Source organism: Pseudoalteromonas sp. CF6-2, from assembly GCF_021729425.1.
GTDB lineage: Bacteria > Pseudomonadota > Gammaproteobacteria > Enterobacterales > Alteromonadaceae > Pseudoalteromonas > Pseudoalteromonas arabiensis.
The window spans coordinates 3,466,214-3,483,420 of the sequence record NZ_CP091442.1; the positions used below are offsets into that span (position 1 = coordinate 3,466,214).

Annotated in this window: 11 protein-coding genes; 6 read left to right on the forward strand and 5 right to left on the reverse strand. The window is 41.0% G+C overall.

The window, feature by feature from the left end; all coding sequences use genetic code 11:
* Positions 1–38 precede the first annotated feature (38 nt).
* Both L3Q70_RS16145 and L3Q70_RS16150 read left to right on the forward strand, forming a co-directional pair.
* On the forward strand, positions 39–1,415 hold the full coding sequence (locus L3Q70_RS16145; protein ID WP_237114596.1) for a sigma-54 dependent transcriptional regulator: 1,377 nt from the start codon (positions 39–41) through the stop codon (positions 1,413–1,415).
* Positions 1,416–2,705, forward strand: a complete 1,290-nt coding sequence (locus L3Q70_RS16150; RefSeq protein WP_237114597.1) for a HAMP domain-containing sensor histidine kinase — start codon at positions 1,416–1,418, stop codon at positions 2,703–2,705. It abuts the gene before it with no gap.
* Here the strand turns inward: L3Q70_RS16150 and L3Q70_RS16155 are convergent.
* Complete coding sequence (locus L3Q70_RS16155; protein ID WP_237114598.1) at positions 2,698–3,216, reverse strand: DUF2569 domain-containing protein; 519 nt, start codon at positions 3,214–3,216, stop codon at positions 2,698–2,700. The two genes, L3Q70_RS16150 and L3Q70_RS16155, sit on opposite strands and share 8 nt — an antisense overlap.
* Positions 3,217–3,422: 206 nt before the next feature.
* Here L3Q70_RS16155 and L3Q70_RS16160 point away from each other — a divergent pair, with 206 nt between their 5' ends.
* On the forward strand, positions 3,423–6,395 hold the full coding sequence (locus L3Q70_RS16160; RefSeq protein WP_237114599.1) for a DUF3857 domain-containing protein: 2,973 nt from the start codon (positions 3,423–3,425) through the stop codon (positions 6,393–6,395).
* On the opposite strand, the gene L3Q70_RS16165 is transcribed toward L3Q70_RS16160, so the two are convergent.
* Together L3Q70_RS16165 and ylqF are read right to left on the reverse strand one after the other, a co-directional pair.
* Entirely contained in the window at positions 6,392–9,841 is a 3,450-nt protein-coding gene (locus L3Q70_RS16165) for a PAS-domain containing protein (protein WP_237114600.1), read from the reverse strand. The two genes, L3Q70_RS16160 and L3Q70_RS16165, sit on opposite strands and share 4 nt — an antisense overlap.
* Before the next feature lie 735 nt (positions 9,842–10,576).
* On the reverse strand, positions 10,577–11,521 hold the full coding sequence (ylqF, locus tag L3Q70_RS16170) for a ribosome biogenesis GTPase YlqF (protein ID WP_062567498.1): 945 nt from the start codon (positions 11,519–11,521) through the stop codon (positions 10,577–10,579).
* A gap of 92 nt (positions 11,522–11,613) precedes the next feature.
* On the opposite strand from ylqF, the gene L3Q70_RS16175 reads away from it, so the two are divergent.
* Positions 11,614–12,150 carry a YaeQ family protein gene (locus L3Q70_RS16175; RefSeq protein WP_062567497.1) on the forward strand — a complete coding sequence of 179 codons (537 nt, stop codon included), beginning with the start codon at positions 11,614–11,616 and terminating at the stop codon, positions 12,148–12,150.
* A gap of 8 nt (positions 12,151–12,158) precedes the next feature.
* Positions 12,159–12,761 carry an alpha/beta hydrolase gene (locus tag L3Q70_RS16180; protein WP_237114601.1) on the forward strand — a complete coding sequence of 201 codons (603 nt, stop codon included), beginning with the start codon at positions 12,159–12,161 and terminating at the stop codon, positions 12,759–12,761.
* 7 nt (positions 12,762–12,768) lie between these two features.
* Here the strand turns inward: L3Q70_RS16180 and L3Q70_RS16185 are convergent, their stop codons facing one another.
* On the reverse strand, positions 12,769–12,978 hold the full coding sequence (locus L3Q70_RS16185) for a hypothetical protein (RefSeq protein ID WP_130150938.1): 210 nt from the start codon (positions 12,976–12,978) through the stop codon (positions 12,769–12,771).
* A 371-nt stretch (positions 12,979–13,349) separates the two neighbouring features.
* On the opposite strand from L3Q70_RS16185, the gene L3Q70_RS16190 reads away from it, so the two are divergent.
* Entirely contained in the window at positions 13,350–13,823 is a 474-nt protein-coding gene (locus L3Q70_RS16190) for a Dps family protein (protein WP_062567494.1), read from the forward strand.
* 445 nt (positions 13,824–14,268) lie between these two features.
* Here L3Q70_RS16190 and L3Q70_RS16195 read toward each other — a convergent pair whose 3' ends face one another.
* A complete protein-coding gene (locus tag L3Q70_RS16195) occupies positions 14,269–17,199 on the reverse strand; it encodes a TonB-dependent receptor (RefSeq protein ID WP_237114602.1) in 2,931 nt (976 codons plus the stop codon).
* Between the last annotated feature and the right edge of the window lie 8 nt (positions 17,200–17,207).

The window sequence follows — 17,207 nt, forward strand, 5'->3', positions numbered from 1 at the left end:
TTGGCTTAAGCTACCTCAACAGGATAATAAGAAGAATCATGGATAAAATCTTAGTCATAGACGATCAAGCTGATGTACGTCTGGCTGCTACTGTTGCATTACAACAACTTGGCTTACACTGCCTTGAGGCCGAAGGCCCTGAACATGCCCTTGAGTTATTAAAATCAGAGCACATTAGCCTGATTTTGCTCGATATGAACTACAAGCTCGACACCACCTCAGGTGAAGAAGGGTTACGCTTTTTAAAACAACTAAATCAATTAGGATCGACCATACCTGTCATTGTGATGACCGCATGGGCTAGCATTGATGTTGCCGTTAAAGCCATGCAATTAGGGGCTGTCGACTTTGTTGAAAAGCCATGGAATAACTTACGCTTAACCGCCGTTGTGCAACAACAACTCAAGCTCAAGCAAAGTAATCACGACAACGCATGCTTAAAGGCGCTTACCAGTGACACACAAGCACATTACATAGCTAAATCAGAAATCATGCAACTGTTGCTTGCCAAAGCTGAGCGCGCAGCAAAAACCGATGCCAGCATCTTAATTACCGGCGAAAATGGTACAGGCAAAAGCTTATTAGCACATTATATTCATAAGCATTCTCTCAGATGTGATAAACGCTATGTAAGCGTGAATATTGGCGCTATTGCGCCAACGCTATTCGAAAGTGAACTATTTGGCCATAAAAAAGGCGCTTTCACTGATGCCAAAGAAGACCGCTTAGGGCGTTTTGAAATTGCCGAAGGCGGCACCTTATTTTTAGATGAAATTGCGACTTTAAGCCTCGAGCTGCAAAGTAAAATGCTCCGCGTGCTAGAAAGCAAAGAATTTGAAGTGCTAGGCTCAAGCCAAACCAAGACCGCCGATGTTCGCATTATTTCTGCCACCAATAGTGAATTAGCTACGGCCATTGAGCAGGGTGAGTTCCGCCGTGATTTATTATTTAGACTCAATACCATTGAACTGCACATTCCACCGCTTCGTGACAGAAAAGACGACATCGCTCCTTTAGCAGAACACTTATTATTGGTGCATGGTAAAAAATACCAACGAGCGAATATGGCGCTCAGTGATGATGCCCTAAAAGCGCTAAAAAATTACAGCTGGCCTGGTAATATTCGTGAGCTAAGTCACTGCATTGAACGCGCGGTGATCATGAGCGATAACAACAATATTCAAGCCAATGACCTCATTTTAGATCAACCAAGTTGCGAGCAAACGAATAGTAATGCAGAACAAGCTTTGCCACTATTGCCCCTTGAAGAACTTGAAAAACAAATGATTCAAAAAGCGCTGCTGCAATTTAATGGTAATGTTATCGCCGCAGGAGAATTTTTAGGATTAAGTAAATCGGCGATTTATCGTCGCATTGATAAACATCAGCTCGATTTAAAAGAAGTTGAACGCTAAATGAGTAGCAAGTTGTCGTTAGAGCAGCGTGTTCGACGCTATTTTTATCTGGTTATAGCGGTGCTATTAACGCTTGGCATTGCCCTTTCGCTCAGCTTAAAACTAGATTGGTTTGCCAGTATCAGCCTATTATTGCCGTTCATCGGAGTAAGCGCTTTTGCTTTAATTAAAAGCTACCGTGTGATCACCGATGTGGTTGAACGCTTTGGTCTGCAACTAGATGCACTGGCAAATGACGAAAGTAATAGTTGGCATTTAGCGTCTTATCAAAGTGGACGAGTCGCAGCGCTTAAGCAAGATTTTGCCAAGCTTAGCAATAAAATAGCCAAGAACAAACGCCATTACATGCAAACAGAAGAGTTTGTTTTTGAGTTTGCCAGCATGCTGGACTTACCCATTGTGATACTAGACCCTCATGGCTTGATTTACTTTAGTAATAGGGCGTTTAAAAACAGTATTAGCCATCGCCAGATTGAAGGTAAATCGGCTAGCGACTTAGGCATTGCCCTACATGATGGCGAATGGCAACAAAACAGTGACTCCCTGTTTAAACAACGCTTTCAAATCTCATCGCAGACTTTTTGGCGGACTGGCAGAAACTTTGAATTACTAACCTTCTTTTCAATTGAGCAACAGCTTCGCGATAACGAACAACTTGTTTGGCAACGTTTAATTCGCGTGTTAAATCATGAAGTGCGTAATTCACTCACGCCGATTTATTCCATGAGTCAGTCATTGCAAACCCTTAAGCGCCAAGGACAAATTAGCAGTCACGATGATCTCGCCCAAGATATGCTGCAAGTAATAGAAAAACGCGCTCAGCATTTACTTGATTTTGTAGCCAGTTACAGTGCGTTTGCCAAGCTACCACCCGCACAAAAACAGACAATCAGTAGCGAGCAACTAAACACACGTTTAAGCGCTATCTTTCCTGAACTAGTGATAAATAGCAGTGAAGAGTTTCATGTTAATGCCGACTTGGGGCAGCTAGAACAAGCGTTGATCAATTTGATAAAAAATGCCTTTGAAGCAGGTAGCGATTCTGCCCCAACCCTCACTTGGTTAAGGCAGGGTGATAACTTAAGTATTGCAATTAGCGACCAAGGCTGTGGCATTCAAAACCCCGATAACTTGTTCGTGCCATTTTACTCAACCAAGGCAAATGGCACAGGTATAGGGCTTGTGATCACCCGAGAACTAATACGCAATCAAGGTGGCGAGCTTACTTTAACATCGCAGCCAGCGCACGGAACGCAAGCAAAAGTGAGCGTGCCCTGCAGCACTATTTAACAAATGTTGCTTTAACACGCTGAGATAAAAGCATATAGGGGCCCCAAATTAAGGCTTGAATAACTCCTCTCATCAGCATAGTTTTCATTTCACTATCAAAAATACTGACACTCGGCACAAGTAAGCTCACGACAAAAGCATCAAGCACTATAAATGCTAGGCTACCAAGTAAGATAGCTAAATACCAGCTAACAAATGCTTTTTTATGCTTAAAGAACAACACAATCAAATAAAGTGATGCAAAAAATAACGTAACATTAAAGAGTATCTCAATAATTAAAAGAGGCTCCCACAACGGGTGATACATATCACCAAATTGTGAGGTTAATCTTTGCCACATATCAGTCGTAAAGATAGGCTTAAATGTGTTGATACTTTCATAAAAAACCCGAAGTGGGCTAATAACCACTCCAATAGCAACCAGAATCAGCCAACCTTTTATACCGACTAAGTCCTTATCTGCTTGAACGTCGGCTGTTTGAGTCACGCTTTGTTGTTTAACCTCTTCCATGACATCTCCTTTTTATTATTTTTTCACTATACGCCGATTTTTGAAGAATCCTATTTCCACCCACACTATTTAAACATCATCCACTCTTCATTTTCACCCAATGCCTTTATAACTAAAAAAGAGACAAAAAAGGCTAATTTTGGTTGGCTAATACTGTTTATTTCAGTAATTTGTCATATAAAACTAAACGTAATTAGAAAATAATAATGAAATGGACGCACCTACACCTCACGTTATCATCGCTTTTTTTACTTTTTATAAGCTGCTTGGTAGCTGCTGATGATTACCAGGTTACGCCAGCGGATAGCTGGGTCACACAGCATGAGCTACTAACACCGAATATCCCCAATGAGCATATTAAAGATGGGACCTTCTATCTTATGCTCGATACACAGTTTAAGGTGACTGAACAAGCACCACAGCAACGTTTTACTCGAACGGTTATGCAAGCTGCCAATCAATCTGGAGTAGATTATATTAGTCAACTCAATATTGATTTTGATCCTAGTTATCAATCACTTTCGCTCAATAGCTTAGGGATTATCCGAAATGGTGAATATATAGATAAACTGGATAGTGCTCAGCGACAGGTTTTACAACGTGAGACCGATCTAGCAAGTCGAATATACAATGGCACTTTAAGCCTAAATATCATTATTGATGATATGCGTGTCATGGATATATTAGATTACAGCTATACGATTTCGGGCAGCAATCCGGTTTATCAACACTTTAGTACCATGCGCACACTAAACTGGTCGGTGCCGATAGTGCAGCAATTTATGCGGGTAAAGTGGCAAAAGCCTACGCCCTTATATATCAACTTTATGAATAGCGAGTCACCAGTTACTAAAACCAAGCTAGATACGGGTTTTGACTACCAAATTAGCCAACACAATGAGCCGACTATTAGCTCCGCAAGCGAAGTTCCGCATTGGTATTCGCCTTACAAGGAAGTGTATTTTTCTGAAGTAAATAATTGGCAAGAGGTGATCAATTGGTCGTTACCTTTGTACCAATCAGCCATCGAAGTGAGCCCTGCTATTGAAACAATTGCCCGTCAAATCAAATTGCAGCATACTGATTTAGAGTCACAAATTGTGGCAGCCCTACGCTTTAGCCAAGACGAAGTACGTTATTTGGGGCTCGAAATGGGCACCAACTCGCATCGGCCAACTCCGGCATCAGAAACCCTTGCACTGCGCTATGGTGATTGTAAAGACAAAACAGTACTGCTTATTTCATTGTTAAAAGCACTGGGCGTTGACGCCTATCCAGCATTGGTAAATACTGAAGAAACAAAGCGTTTAGCGAGTTTACCTGTCGCCCCAAACTTATTTGATCACGTCATTGTTACACTTGAATATCAAGGGAAGCGCTATTGGCTTGATCCGACCATTTCGTATCAGCGCGGCGACTTAGCGCATTTAGCACAACCAAACTATGGCGTGGCTTTAATCATTAAAAAAGGTGAAACAGGCTTTACTGATATGCTCACAGAGCCAGCCCTAAAACGCATACAGGTTTTTGATAGTTATCAAATCCCAGAAGGTATTGACGAGCCAGTTAGTTTCTCAACTCAATATAAATACGGCGTCTTTGAAGCAATAAATCGTCGTAGTTCAATCGCTAAAAACAGCTTAAAAAGCGTAGAAGATGATTATCGAGAATATTATCAAGATACCTACAAAGGCTTAAAAACAGCCAAACCTATGCTGGTTGAATCTCCAGAGGACACCGGTCAGCTAATTACCAATGAGCACTATACTATTGATAACTTTTGGCGACCTGATGGTAATGATTTTAAAAACAACTTTTACGCCAGTGACATTCGAAGCTCGGTTTATAAACCTGAACAGCGAGAACGTAACAATGCACCAATGTGGTTTCGTTACCCCAATAATATCGAAACAACAATAGAGGTTACTTTTACGGACTCTAATTGGCAGTTTGATGATGAGCAGGTCACGATCGATAACCCATTTTTTCATCTCGAAAAACGCGTGACATTTAAAGACTCGGTGTTGACCTTATTCTTTGATTACAGTGCTAAGCAGGATCATATTCCAGCCGATCAAATAGACCTTTACCTAAACGAACGCAAAAAACTCAATAACGCGACCCATTACGGCATCATTAAATACGGCACAAATAGCGCCACAACCACACCAGTGGATAACGAAACCAACTGGTATAGCGTTTTTATTTTAAGTTACTTGGCAGCAATCATCTTTTTCATCGGTGCTTGGCGTATAGAAGCAAGTAACCGCCCAGTTTTCGCTGAGCAACAGTTCTACCCTGTCAGTAATAGTAAGTTTGTTATTTACAGCTTATTGAGCTTAGGAATATTCATTAACTACTGGAGCTATCGCAACTGGAAAGCGATAAAAGAGCAACAACAAAGCCATATAATGCCGATTGCCCGAGGTATATTTGCACCACTGTTTTTTATTCCGTTGTTACTTGAACTTTGCAAGCACAGCGAACAAACCTTTGGCAAAAATAAGATCATGCCCGTTGCGGTTGGGTTTGTGTTATGGCTGGCGATTATCATTTCTGAAGTCGTAAGCTATAACTGGGAATATGGTACCTGGCTGTTTTTAGTGACGCCTATTTTATGGTTGCCGCTGGTTAATTACATTCAAAACCTCAAGCAACCTGAACAGGCTCTTGAGTACCACTCTCAATGGCGAGCGAGGCAGGTTATCATTTCGATATTCATGTTGCCTTGGCTATTTTATGGCTTAATTTATGAGCTATATTTGCTGCCAAATTCAACCATAGTAACCGGCGATAAGCTATGGTCGTATCAAGTTAACTTTTTAAAACGAAAAGAGATCATCCCAGCAAATGAGAATGTGCAATACTTTTATAGTGATGCCTTTGTTGATTTTAAAACTGATGGAAACGGCATAACTGAAAACACCATTTTTAGTTACTGGGAAAATGAGCACGGTGTGCTTGAGAAAGATCAGCGCCGCTTTAGTGACATTAAAAAGCTCAACGTTGATTATGCTAAAAGCGCCCTACTAACCACCACGCTAACGGTCATTGACCACAATGGTGATGAAATGCTGTTATTTTTGAGCCATGAAGATGACTTAGATAAGAAGTTTGTCGCTGAGGTAGAGCGCTTAATTAAAGCCAATACCCCAGCAACTGAGCAAAACGCAGATTAAGTAAGTCGCTTAATCATGCGTTTTAAGGCGGGCGCTTTCAGAGGCTTATAAAGCAATGGGTAGCCCGCATCGAGCACTAACTCGCGTATTCCTTCGTCATGATTCGCGGTATTAACGATGGCCGGTAACGCAGTAAGGGCTGCTTGCTCAATCACTTCAAGGCCCGTTACCCCATCATCAAGCTGATAATCGATAATCAGTAATTGTGGTAGTGCTTGGCTTGCCTTTAACTGCTCAAGTTCCGCTAAATTAGTGGCCGTTGATATTTCGCAGCCCCAATTTTCGAGTAACTGCTTTAATGCCTCTAATACGTTTCGGTCGTTATCAAGCAGCCAAATGCGCAATTGCCCCAGCTCTGTTTCTTGTGATGCCTCAGCGCCTTTCGCTTGCGCTGGCGCAGCGCTCACTCTACAAGGCAGAGTTAGGGTAAATTGCGTCCCTTTTCCAATCTCAGAGCCCATCACTAAAGGGATTTTTAAGAGGTCACAAATACGCTTTGTGATTGCAAGCCCTAGCCCTAACCCTTCAGCACTTGGTTTAGCACCAAGCTGTTTAAACTCTTGAAAAATAGTTTGTTGATCACTTGCAGCAATGCCTATTCCTGTATCTTCAACAATAAAGGATACATGGTCGTCGTCGTACTGCATTTTTAAGCGCACTTCACCTTGCTCGGTATAACGAATCGCATTACTGAGTAAGTTTCGCAATACTCGGCGTAACAACGCTTTATCAGTATGCAAACGCACATCACAAGTCTCAATTATAAACTTTAAACCCTTATCAGTTGCGAGGGCTTCATAATCATTGCGCAGCGGCTCTACAAGTGAGCTGGCTGCAAACTCGCCCATTTGTACTTTAAACGAACCTGAATCGAGCTTTGTTAGTTCTAAAATACTCGATAACAGTTCTTCAGCGCTGCCTAATGAATTTTTAATATTTATTGCTAGCTCTTTAAGTTCAGTGCTTTGTGCTTTTTCATTCATTAATGAACAAAACAAACTCGCAGCATTAAATGGCTGTAATAAATCATGACTCGCAGCAGCAAAAAAGCGGGTTTTACTGACTGTTGCTTGTTCCGCCACCCGTTTTGCCTTTGACAACTCTTGGTTTGCTTGAGTCAGAGCTAAGGTGCGTGCCGCTACTTTTTCTTCAAGGCTAACATTGGCTTCTGTCAGCGCTTTCTGTTGCTTAACAAATTCAGTAATATCTGTATAGGTTGTTACAAACCCTCCTCCAGGCAGCGGATTACCTTGCATTTCAAACACACGGCCATCATTGTGCGAACGTTGATATTTATATGCACTGCCTTGGCGTAAATACGCTAAACGTTTTTCAACTTCGCTGGTCATACTTTCGCCCCTGAACAGGCCACGCTCAGCATTAAAACGAATAATATCAGCCACCGGACGCCCTATATATAAAGCATCGTCAGGGTAAGCAAACATATTCTTATAACCTTGATTCCACGCTACAAGTCGCAGTTCACTATCGACTACACTGATCCCTTGTTGGATGTTTTCTATGGTTGATTGCAGTAAATCACGATTAAATTTAAGAACTTGACTTGCTTCATCAACAAACTCAGCAACTTGTTCTAGTGGCTGGCGCTGCTCATTTTTAGCTACATCTAAAATAAGCCGTGCCGATGCCCCGCCAATCACCGCTGACATCTCACGCTCAACCAGTAGCTCTAATTCAACATTAGCAGGGCGTTTCCACTTCCCTTTATCATCAGGAAAATAATGGTTTACCAGAGATTGCGCGGCCTCTTTCTCGGCAAATCGCTGCAATAAAGCTCCTAAATCATGATAACTAAGTGGATGTAGGTGGTTGCTGATCCGTGAGTCACTTAATTGAGAAACAAATTTATTACTCTGCAAGCGCTCAGCCAATGTTGCACGACTAAACAACGGCACCAAAAAATACACTAAACAGTTCGCACCTAACGATAACAGCAAGGCTTGACTGATGCTTTCCATGCCTAATAAAAATAAATTGGTGGGTGCAAGCCAGCTAATTCCCCAAGGCCCATTCACGAGCCATAAACTATCGTTACCTAAGCCGCCTGCTAGGTTTGGCAGTAATAGTGTGTAACCCCAGATGATAAAGCCACTTAGTATACCAAGCTGCGCACCTCGACAAGAGGCTTGTCGCCACCACAGACCAATAATCATAGCTGGTGAAAATTGTGCAACCAAGGTAAACGACATTAAACCGACATTAGCAAGCGTTGTGCTCTCGCCCAGTACCCGGTGAGTGAAATAACTAAGTAATAAAATGAGTACGATAACGATTTTACGCGCATGTAGAAGGTTATTTTTATCGAGTCCACGGCTACTCGATGTAAGCTGCGAGCGGCGTAAAATAAACTGATTTATAAAGTCATTGGTTATCATCACAGAAAGTACAATTGATGACACAATTACCATACTAGTTGCAGCTGAAAAGCCGCCTAAAAATGCCAGTAATGCAACAAAAGCATTGTCAGCTGCCATAGGAAGTGCCAGTACAAAGGTATCGTAACCGACTTCTTGACCTTGAAAATAAATTAATCCGGCGTATGCAATCGGTAGAATAAACAGATTGATAAGCAATAAGTAAATCGGAAATAGCCAACGTGCCGAAGCCAATTCTTTATCGTTATTTTTTTCGATAAAGCTCATGTGAAACTGCCTTGGCAGACATAGGGTTGCCAAAATACCGAGTAATGTATGGGCAACATACACATAGGTTGGGCTTTGTGTTACAGCAACTTGCTGATCGATATTCAGCGCCTGTGCTTTTTCAAACAGTGCCATGGGGCTGTCAAATAATGCAAAGCACACATATAAACCCACTGCAGCAAATGCCAATAGCTTAACTACAGATTCAAAAGCAATACTCGCAATAAGGCCAGGGTTATGCTCACTGGGTTTTAGCCGTCTTGCACCAAACAAAATAGCAAATAACGCCAAGACAAGCGTGATGTAAAAAGTGCTATCGGCCCACACTTCATGGCTTTGTGTGACGGCTCTGTCGGTAAGTAAATTCATACTTTGTGCGGTCGCACTAAGCTGTAAAGAGATATAAGGCACAATCGCAATCACAGAAATAAGTGATATTAGCCCTGATAAACTTGAAGATTGTCCGTAGCGGGTGGCAATAAAATCTGCCATCGACGTTATTTTTTGCTGTCGACAAATATGTGCAATGCGACAATATACCTGCCAGCCAAAAATAAACAGTAAAATAGTGCCAGCATAAGTCGGCGCTAACCACCAGCCGTTATATGCAGCTTGTGCCGTGGTGCCAAAAAACGCCCAAGATGTACAATATACCCCAAGCGATAAACCATAGGTTAAACCTTTAAAAGGCAGTACTTTTCTTTTATCAGCCCAACCTGCAACCGCAAATAGAATTGCTAGGTAAACAATTGCAAGTAGGCTTATTGACCAAATTGAGAACATCGCATTTGATTATTTTAATTATTATAGCTTCAGCATAGTTTTTATTAGTCATAATTTACAGCCCAACTTTAGTGCTAATGCATTGTATTTGAGGGGTTAAAAAACAAACATAAAGAAATGAGAATTATTTGCACCTAGCTGTTGACAGATAGTTAAATCTAATTGATAATCACTATCAACAAGTCAGCAACGCTTTATGACTTGTTCGGAATAAACTGATTTGTTTCTCGACCCTGAAACGCGTGTGGCCCACGATAAAGCTAAGATCGCCTGTTGCTAGCCGCAACGCCCCTTGATGTTGGCAACAGGTGATCACCTACTTGCTACATTGCTCATATCGGTGACGGTAGATATGAAACTAAAAAAGCCCTTGCAGGGCTTTTTTTATGTCTGAAATAAAGTAGTCAATGTGTCGAAAAACAAAACATGGAAATGATAATTATTTTTATTTGGGTATTGACAGACCGCCAAATCTAACTGATAATCAATATCAACAAGACGAAAAAGCATTACGACTTGTACGGGATAACCTGATTGTTTCAAGACCCTGAAACACGTGTCGCCACGTTAAAGCTTAGCTCACATATTGCTAGCCGCAACGCCCCTTGATGTTGGCAATATGTGGGTACCCCTACTTATTTTACTTGCTACATTGCTCATATCGGTGACGGTAGATATGAAACTAAAAAAGCCCTTTCAGGGCTTTTTTTATGTCTAAAAATTAACGTTTTAATTTTAACGACGGTTTTTACGCGCACGGGCACGGCGTTGCTTTTTCTCTTCTTCTTTAGCGGCTTTTTTTGCCTCTAACGCGGCGCGAAGCTGTGCAACCATTTGCTCTTCTTCTTCTCGCATAGCCGGGGTTTCCATGGTAATACGACCAATAATGCCATCTCGTAATTCGTTAATAAGAATTTCAGACATTTTATAAGTATCGATCTGGTTTCCACCACGAATACAGCCACGCTTTTTGCCTGCCATTTCAACAAACTCCCAGTCAGACTCTGGTAGCTCATCAATTTTATAGCGGCTTTTTAAAAGCTCAGGATATGCATGCAGTAAATATTCGGCAGTGTAGCTTGCCACCTCTTCATAATCAATGGCCGTATCACGAATTGCACCCGTTGCCCCTAACCGATAACCTGAGTTTTCGTTTTCTACTTTTGGCCATAACATGCCAGGCGTGTCGTAAAGCATAATGCCATCATCAAGTTTAATTCGTTGCTGAGCTTTAGTTACCGCAGGTTCATTACCCGTTTTTGCTACAATTCGGCCTGCTAGTGTATTAATTAGCGTTGATTTACCAACATTGGGAATACCCATAATCATGGCTTTAATTTGCTTATCAGCACCCACTTTATGCGGCACTAATTTTTTACAAAGCTCATTAATACGATGTACTTCACCTGCTTTATCGTTACCAAAATCAATCGCTTTAACGCCACTTTGCTGCTCAAAGTAGTCTTTCCACGCTTGCGTTAATTTAGGATCTGCAAGGTCAGCTTTATTCATGATTTTAATGACCGGCTTATCGCCACGCAGCGCTGTTACCATAGGGTTTTCACTGCTGTAAGGAATACGGGCATCAAGCACCTCAATGATCACATCCATTTGTGGCATAATTTCTTTGATTTCATTACGGGCTTTATTCATATGCCCTGGGAACCACTGGATGGCCATATTTTACTCCTAAAAAATAAATTGCATGCTATTTTAACTGGCTCAGCTTGGAATTGCGCTATAATGACGCAAATTTTTTCAAGTAAACAGTTATGGCTCTTAAATCAACTATTATCAAAGCACAAATATCGCTAAGCGATATGGACCGCCACCTTTATCAAGATTTTAATCTAACCCTTGCACAGCATCCATCAGAGACCGAGCAAAGGCTGATGATCCGCTTACTCGCTTTTGCGCTAAATGCCCGTGAAGGTTTAGAGTTCACCAAAGGCTTATGCGCCGATGATGAGCCCGAGCTTTGGCACGTAAACTACAGCGAAGAAATTGAGCTTTGGATTGAGCTCGGCTTACCTGATGAAAAACGTCTGAAAAAAGCCTGCAATAAAGCCAAACAGGTTGTTTTGTATACTTACGGCGAGAATAACCAAACTATTTGGTGGCAAAAGCATCAACCTAAGTTGTATGATTTTAAAAACTTAAGTATTTTTAGTCTCGATTATGCCGCGACTCAGGCATTAGCTGCACTGGCAGATCGTAATATTAAGCTCACAATCACTATTCAAGATGGTGAAGTATGGGTTAGCTCAGATACAGCAAATATTGAAATTAAACCTCAGCAATTGATGTAAGGTATGCGATGGCAATTAGACAAGTTGTAGTGTTACATGGACTTTATATGTCAGGTTTTGTCATGCGCCCCTTGTGTACACGCCTTGAAAAGTCTGGGTTAAAAATACTTAATTTGACCTACAACACGCTATCCCCTAATAGAGCGGCTATTTTTGATAAGATTGATCACTTCATTGGCGACAAACCAACAGCCATGGTGTGTCACTCTTTGGGGGGGCTCGTTGCGCGCGCTTACCTTGAAGCGAGTTCTTCGCAAAGCAAGTATGTAGAAAAAGTTATTACGCTCGGCACTCCACACAAAGGCAGCCATATTGCTAAACAGATGCAGCAAAAAGGATTCGATATGCTACTTAAAAATAGTGTCGAGTTTTTATTGTCTGAAAACGGCGACTGGCCATTTAAAGCAAAGCTTTACAGTATCGCTGGGGATTTACCTATAGGGCTCATGCCATTAATTTCTAAAGGCAGTGTCTCTGATGGCACAGTGCTAATAGATGAAACCAAGCTCAATGGCATGGCAGAGCACAAGGTGTTTCATTTAAGTCACACCAGTATGATCTACTCACGCCAAGTAATGGATTACATTATAAAGCTTATCAACAAAGACTAATTGCGCCTTATTTTTCAGCACTTGCTGCCACTTTGTATGAAATCAATACGATAATACCCAGAATAAGCGGGATAGGCGCAGCGATATAGCCAAAGGTATCAAAATTTGCAAAGCTAGCACCTGCTAAATGCCCTACTAAACCAATAACAAAAGCAAGTAATGCAATCACAACAACCACTATTTCAGCTTTGTTTTCTTTCGCTGTTTTACCGTCCATTTTTCTTCTCCTAAATAAATGCGGTAAACTCATTATGCGCTTCTGAAATGTTGTTTTTTTGACCTAAATCAATTTCTAAATCAGACTAGTTGCTTGCCAATCCAAACCTTGTTTTAGATCATGTTATCTGCCTTATTTTAAAATAATCACGCATTTAGGTAGATTTTTTGCTCTCTCGCCCCAAACCTATGTAATAGGTCGTCCAATCTTATTTGATAGTGTGAAAATTAACTAAAACAGCCATTGATAGGTTTAAGCTATCACCATGTTCGAATTAAACCATTTTACAGATTACTGGAAATGGCTAATACTTAATCTCACGTACTAGCAAGTAAAGTAAAATATTAACAGCTATTTTTAAGGAGCAATCTATGTCACAGGTAAATGCAATTGGTTTAAACAGCGCAAAAAGTGAAGATATCGTAAAGTCACTAAACTCTTTATTAAGCTGCTACCAAATTCAATACATGAACGCACGTGGCTTTCATTGGAATATCAAAGGTCGTAACTTTTTTGAATTACACCTTAAGTTTGAAGAAATTTATAACTTATTACTTGAAAAAGTTGATGAAATTGCGGAGCGTATTCTGACTTTAGGCGGCACACCAGTACACGCATTTTCAGAGTACATTGAAGCAAGTAAGATAAGCGAAGCAAAAAATATTACTGAAGGCACTGCTGCAGTAGAAAACTTACTAGCAGGCTACAGTACACTCATTCAAATGCAACGCGATATTTTATCTCAAGCAGGTGATGCTGATGATGAAGGCTCTGCGGCGCTGATGAGTGACTACATTAAAGAGCAAGAGAAGCTAGTTTGGATGCTAAAATCTTACCTAGGTTAAGTATAAAAGCCCTCTAGGAGGGCTTGCGTAGGAAATATAGTTAAATAACGAATAACTCATCTTCTACATTAGACTCTGAGTATCAATACAGCAACGCCACTGTTATTAGTGGCGTTTTTATTGGGCTTAACGGGTTGCATTTATAAAGCGCATTTTAGCCTGCTCGCTATATCCTTTTTAAATCAGACTGGATGACCAAATAACTTGTAAATATGAATTAGCCATCATTCATATGACTTAATGACATTAAGTAAGCATGAGTATTTATAGAGTCGAAATGATAAAGCTTTGAGCAAATAAAAAGCCCTCAAAAGAGGGCTTTACGTAGGGAAAATCGTTAAACAACAAGCGATTCATGATCTACATTAAAGCCTCTTATTCGATACAACAACGCCACTGTTATCAGTGGCGTTTTTATTGGTATAAGTGGCATTAAATCACTTATTTAAAACTTACTTCTAAAACCTACATAGACAGTCCGACCGATAGGATCATACGTACCTGCATCAGTTTCAGCTCCTGTATCTGAACCAGTTACACCTGAAATGATACGTGGTGGTTCTTTATCAAATAAGTTATTTGCACCTGCATACAACTCTATTGAGTCAGTTATATGATAACTTGCCTGAACATCATGGTAAGTAACGGAACCAACCCCTACAGACCCTGCAGGAATGTTATCAAACGAATTTAAGAATTGATCATCAAAAGCAGCATCACCAATAAATGTTAAGCTCCAATTAAAGTCAAAATCATTATACTTGTAGCCAAAGTTCCAGTTAGCCTTATGCTCAGAAGAGCCTACCTCACCAGCAAACTCATCTTTATCGGCACCAGGTAGTGGAATTGTGTAACCATCAATTAAGTAAGTATACGCCAAACGCGTTCTGAATTGACCAGGACCGATGTCGCGAGAGTAAGTTAAGGTTAAATCAACCCCTTCAGTACCTAAGCCACCACTATTTGATACTCCACTGTCAATAAACTCAAGCGAGCCAGCACTGTTATTACCTGCTGCGGCACTGCGACGAGTAATAAAGTTACAGAAGCTGTCGTCACCGCCACCGTAACACTGCGAAAGTATAAATTGGCGTGGTGTAGAAACAATCGCATCCGTGACTTCAATATCAAAATAATCGATTGTGATATCTAAGCCTGAGATTAAGCTTTCTGGTGTAAACACTACACCCACGGTTACGGAATCACCTACTTCCTCTTTTAAATCAGGATTACCACGATTGAAACCACTGATACCCTGTAAATCTGACTGGTTTAGCGTAAACTCACCATTTGTCGCGATGTTATTTGCAATACCAACATCAGCACGGCACGCATCACCCAGAGCACCATCACCCGTACTAGAGACACCTACACAAGGATCATTTAAGCCACTAGGGAAAGTTTGAGAAGGTGGTGAAAATAGTTCATTAATATTAGGGGCACGAGTAGAACGAGCGCGTGTTGCACGAAGACGTAAATCCTCAGTAACTTCCCAATCAACACCCACATTCCAACTTTCTGTATTTCCTACTGTTGAATAATCAGACAAACGAATTGCTGCATTCATGGTAACAGATTCAAGTACTGGAATATTAGCCTCTACATAATACTCTGTTACATCAAACTCACCTTCTGTAGCAGGAATTGCATTACCTGCATTTAAGCCAGCTTGTTGTAGTGCATCAAACTCACTACGTGAGAACTCTTCACGATATTCAAAACCTGCTGCAATACCGACCATACCTGCAGGTAATTCAAATAAATCACCAGTGATATTACCACCGATAATCTCTTGCTCTACAGAAGTCGACAACATGCTTGGCGCTCGAACAAAGTCTATTGCACTTTGCGACATAGAGTTAAAACCAAAAATATTGACTGGAGCACAATTAAAGCTTCTCGCAGTGGCATCCAAACAAATTGCTTCGTTGGTAATTCCATCATTGTCTAAATCTTGGCTATCAATAACAGCCTCTAAACCTCGGCGAAAGCTTTGTACATTAACTAAACCACTAGAAAGCTGCGCTTCTTTTGTTTTACCGTATACATAATAGGTGTCATAAAACCAACTATCGTTAATTTCACCTTGGAAACCAACTGCTAGTCTGAAAGTATCACGCTCAGCTCGTGCACCGCGGTTACCAATATCAGAGAGTCGTTTTGCAAAGAAAATATCTCTTAAGCCATCACCATCAGTGTCTGTTGCTGCGTTATAGATTTCATCCGGTACAAATGCATTACGCAGTAGCTCATCATTAACCAAAAATTCGATAGGAACACGCCCGTTAGCATAAATATCATCTGAAGCAAAAGGAAAAGGTTCTAGCTCAGACTGAGTTGATGTTGATGCATATGTACCTTCAAAAAAGAACGTATGTTTATCGGTAATATCGTAGCTGCCGTTAGATGCAAACAAGTAACGCTCTGTAGGAATTGCGAGTGCCCTTACACCATTTCGGTTAAAGCCATTTGCTTCAACACCGTCACCACCATTGGTGCTGAATGAGTCTTGTAAGACGTTGTTGCTGTTATACGTAAAGCGCGTGTCACCCGCATCAAATCGTCCCTGTGGAGGAAACGATGAGAAAAATGGACGTACAGCTTCAAAAATATCACTCGCTTGTCCTGTTTCGCTATTTTCAAAAGCAATTTGAGCAATTTGGTCAACAGAAGAACGTGAACGGTCTCGAGCAAAAACACCACCTTGGTCAGAATAACCTAGGTGAAACATTACTTTCCCTTTATCATCCAAGCCACTAAAGCCAGAAGTCACTGAGAATTGTCTAGATTGATCATCCCCTTCTTTAGACTCACCATACTGGCCTTCAAACTCTATTCCTTCAAAATCATCTTTAAGGACAAAGTTAACTACACCCGCTACAGCATCAGAACCATACACCGACGATGCACCACCAGTCATAATTTCAACACGTTCAATAAACTGACTTGGTATGGTATTTAAATCAACGGCTGAGCTACCAGGAACACCGGCAACATAACGTCGGCCATTCACAAGTACAAGCGTTCTGTTCGAGCCTAAGTTACGTAAATCTACCGTCGCAACACCTGCACTTGAAGTATTGAAGTTTGAGTTTGTACGACTAATTGCCGGTGTACCAAATGCTGGGTTTTCAAGTAATAAGTCTTGAATGTTTAATGAACCTGAAGCATCAATAGCCGAGCTATCAACAACTTGAATAGGGGCTGAAGACATAGCTTCTGCAGAGCGAATTCGCGACCCTGTCACTTGAATACGCTCAACCTTTTCTAATTCTTCATCCTGTGCCACCGCATTTACCGACACGCCTCCCATCATTGCCATCGCAATTGCAGAATAGACAAATAATGGACGTGGATTTTTTTCGTTTTTTATCATGGTAATTC

Coding starts and splice junctions, on each gene's coding strand:
- L3Q70_RS16145 (WP_237114596.1), top strand. CDS start 39: ATGGATAAAATCTTAGTCATAGACGATCAAGCTGATGTACGTCTGGCT.
- L3Q70_RS16150 (WP_237114597.1), top strand. CDS start 1,416: ATGAGTAGCAAGTTGTCGTTAGAGCAGCGTGTTCGACGCTATTTTTAT.
- L3Q70_RS16155 (WP_237114598.1), bottom strand. CDS start 3,216: ATGGAAGAGGTTAAACAACAAAGCGTGACTCAAACAGCCGACGTTCAA.
- L3Q70_RS16160 (WP_237114599.1), top strand. CDS start 3,423: ATGAAATGGACGCACCTACACCTCACGTTATCATCGCTTTTTTTACTT.
- L3Q70_RS16165 (WP_237114600.1), bottom strand. CDS start 9,841: ATGTTCTCAATTTGGTCAATAAGCCTACTTGCAATTGTTTACCTAGCA.
- ylqF (WP_062567498.1), bottom strand. CDS start 11,521: ATGGCCATCCAGTGGTTCCCAGGGCATATGAATAAAGCCCGTAATGAA.
- L3Q70_RS16175 (WP_062567497.1), top strand. CDS start 11,614: ATGGCTCTTAAATCAACTATTATCAAAGCACAAATATCGCTAAGCGAT.
- L3Q70_RS16180 (WP_237114601.1), top strand. CDS start 12,159: ATGGCAATTAGACAAGTTGTAGTGTTACATGGACTTTATATGTCAGGT.
- L3Q70_RS16185 (WP_130150938.1), bottom strand. CDS start 12,978: ATGGACGGTAAAACAGCGAAAGAAAACAAAGCTGAAATAGTGGTTGTT.
- L3Q70_RS16190 (WP_062567494.1), top strand. CDS start 13,350: ATGTCACAGGTAAATGCAATTGGTTTAAACAGCGCAAAAAGTGAAGAT.
- L3Q70_RS16195 (WP_237114602.1), bottom strand. CDS start 17,199: ATGATAAAAAACGAAAAAAATCCACGTCCATTATTTGTCTATTCTGCA.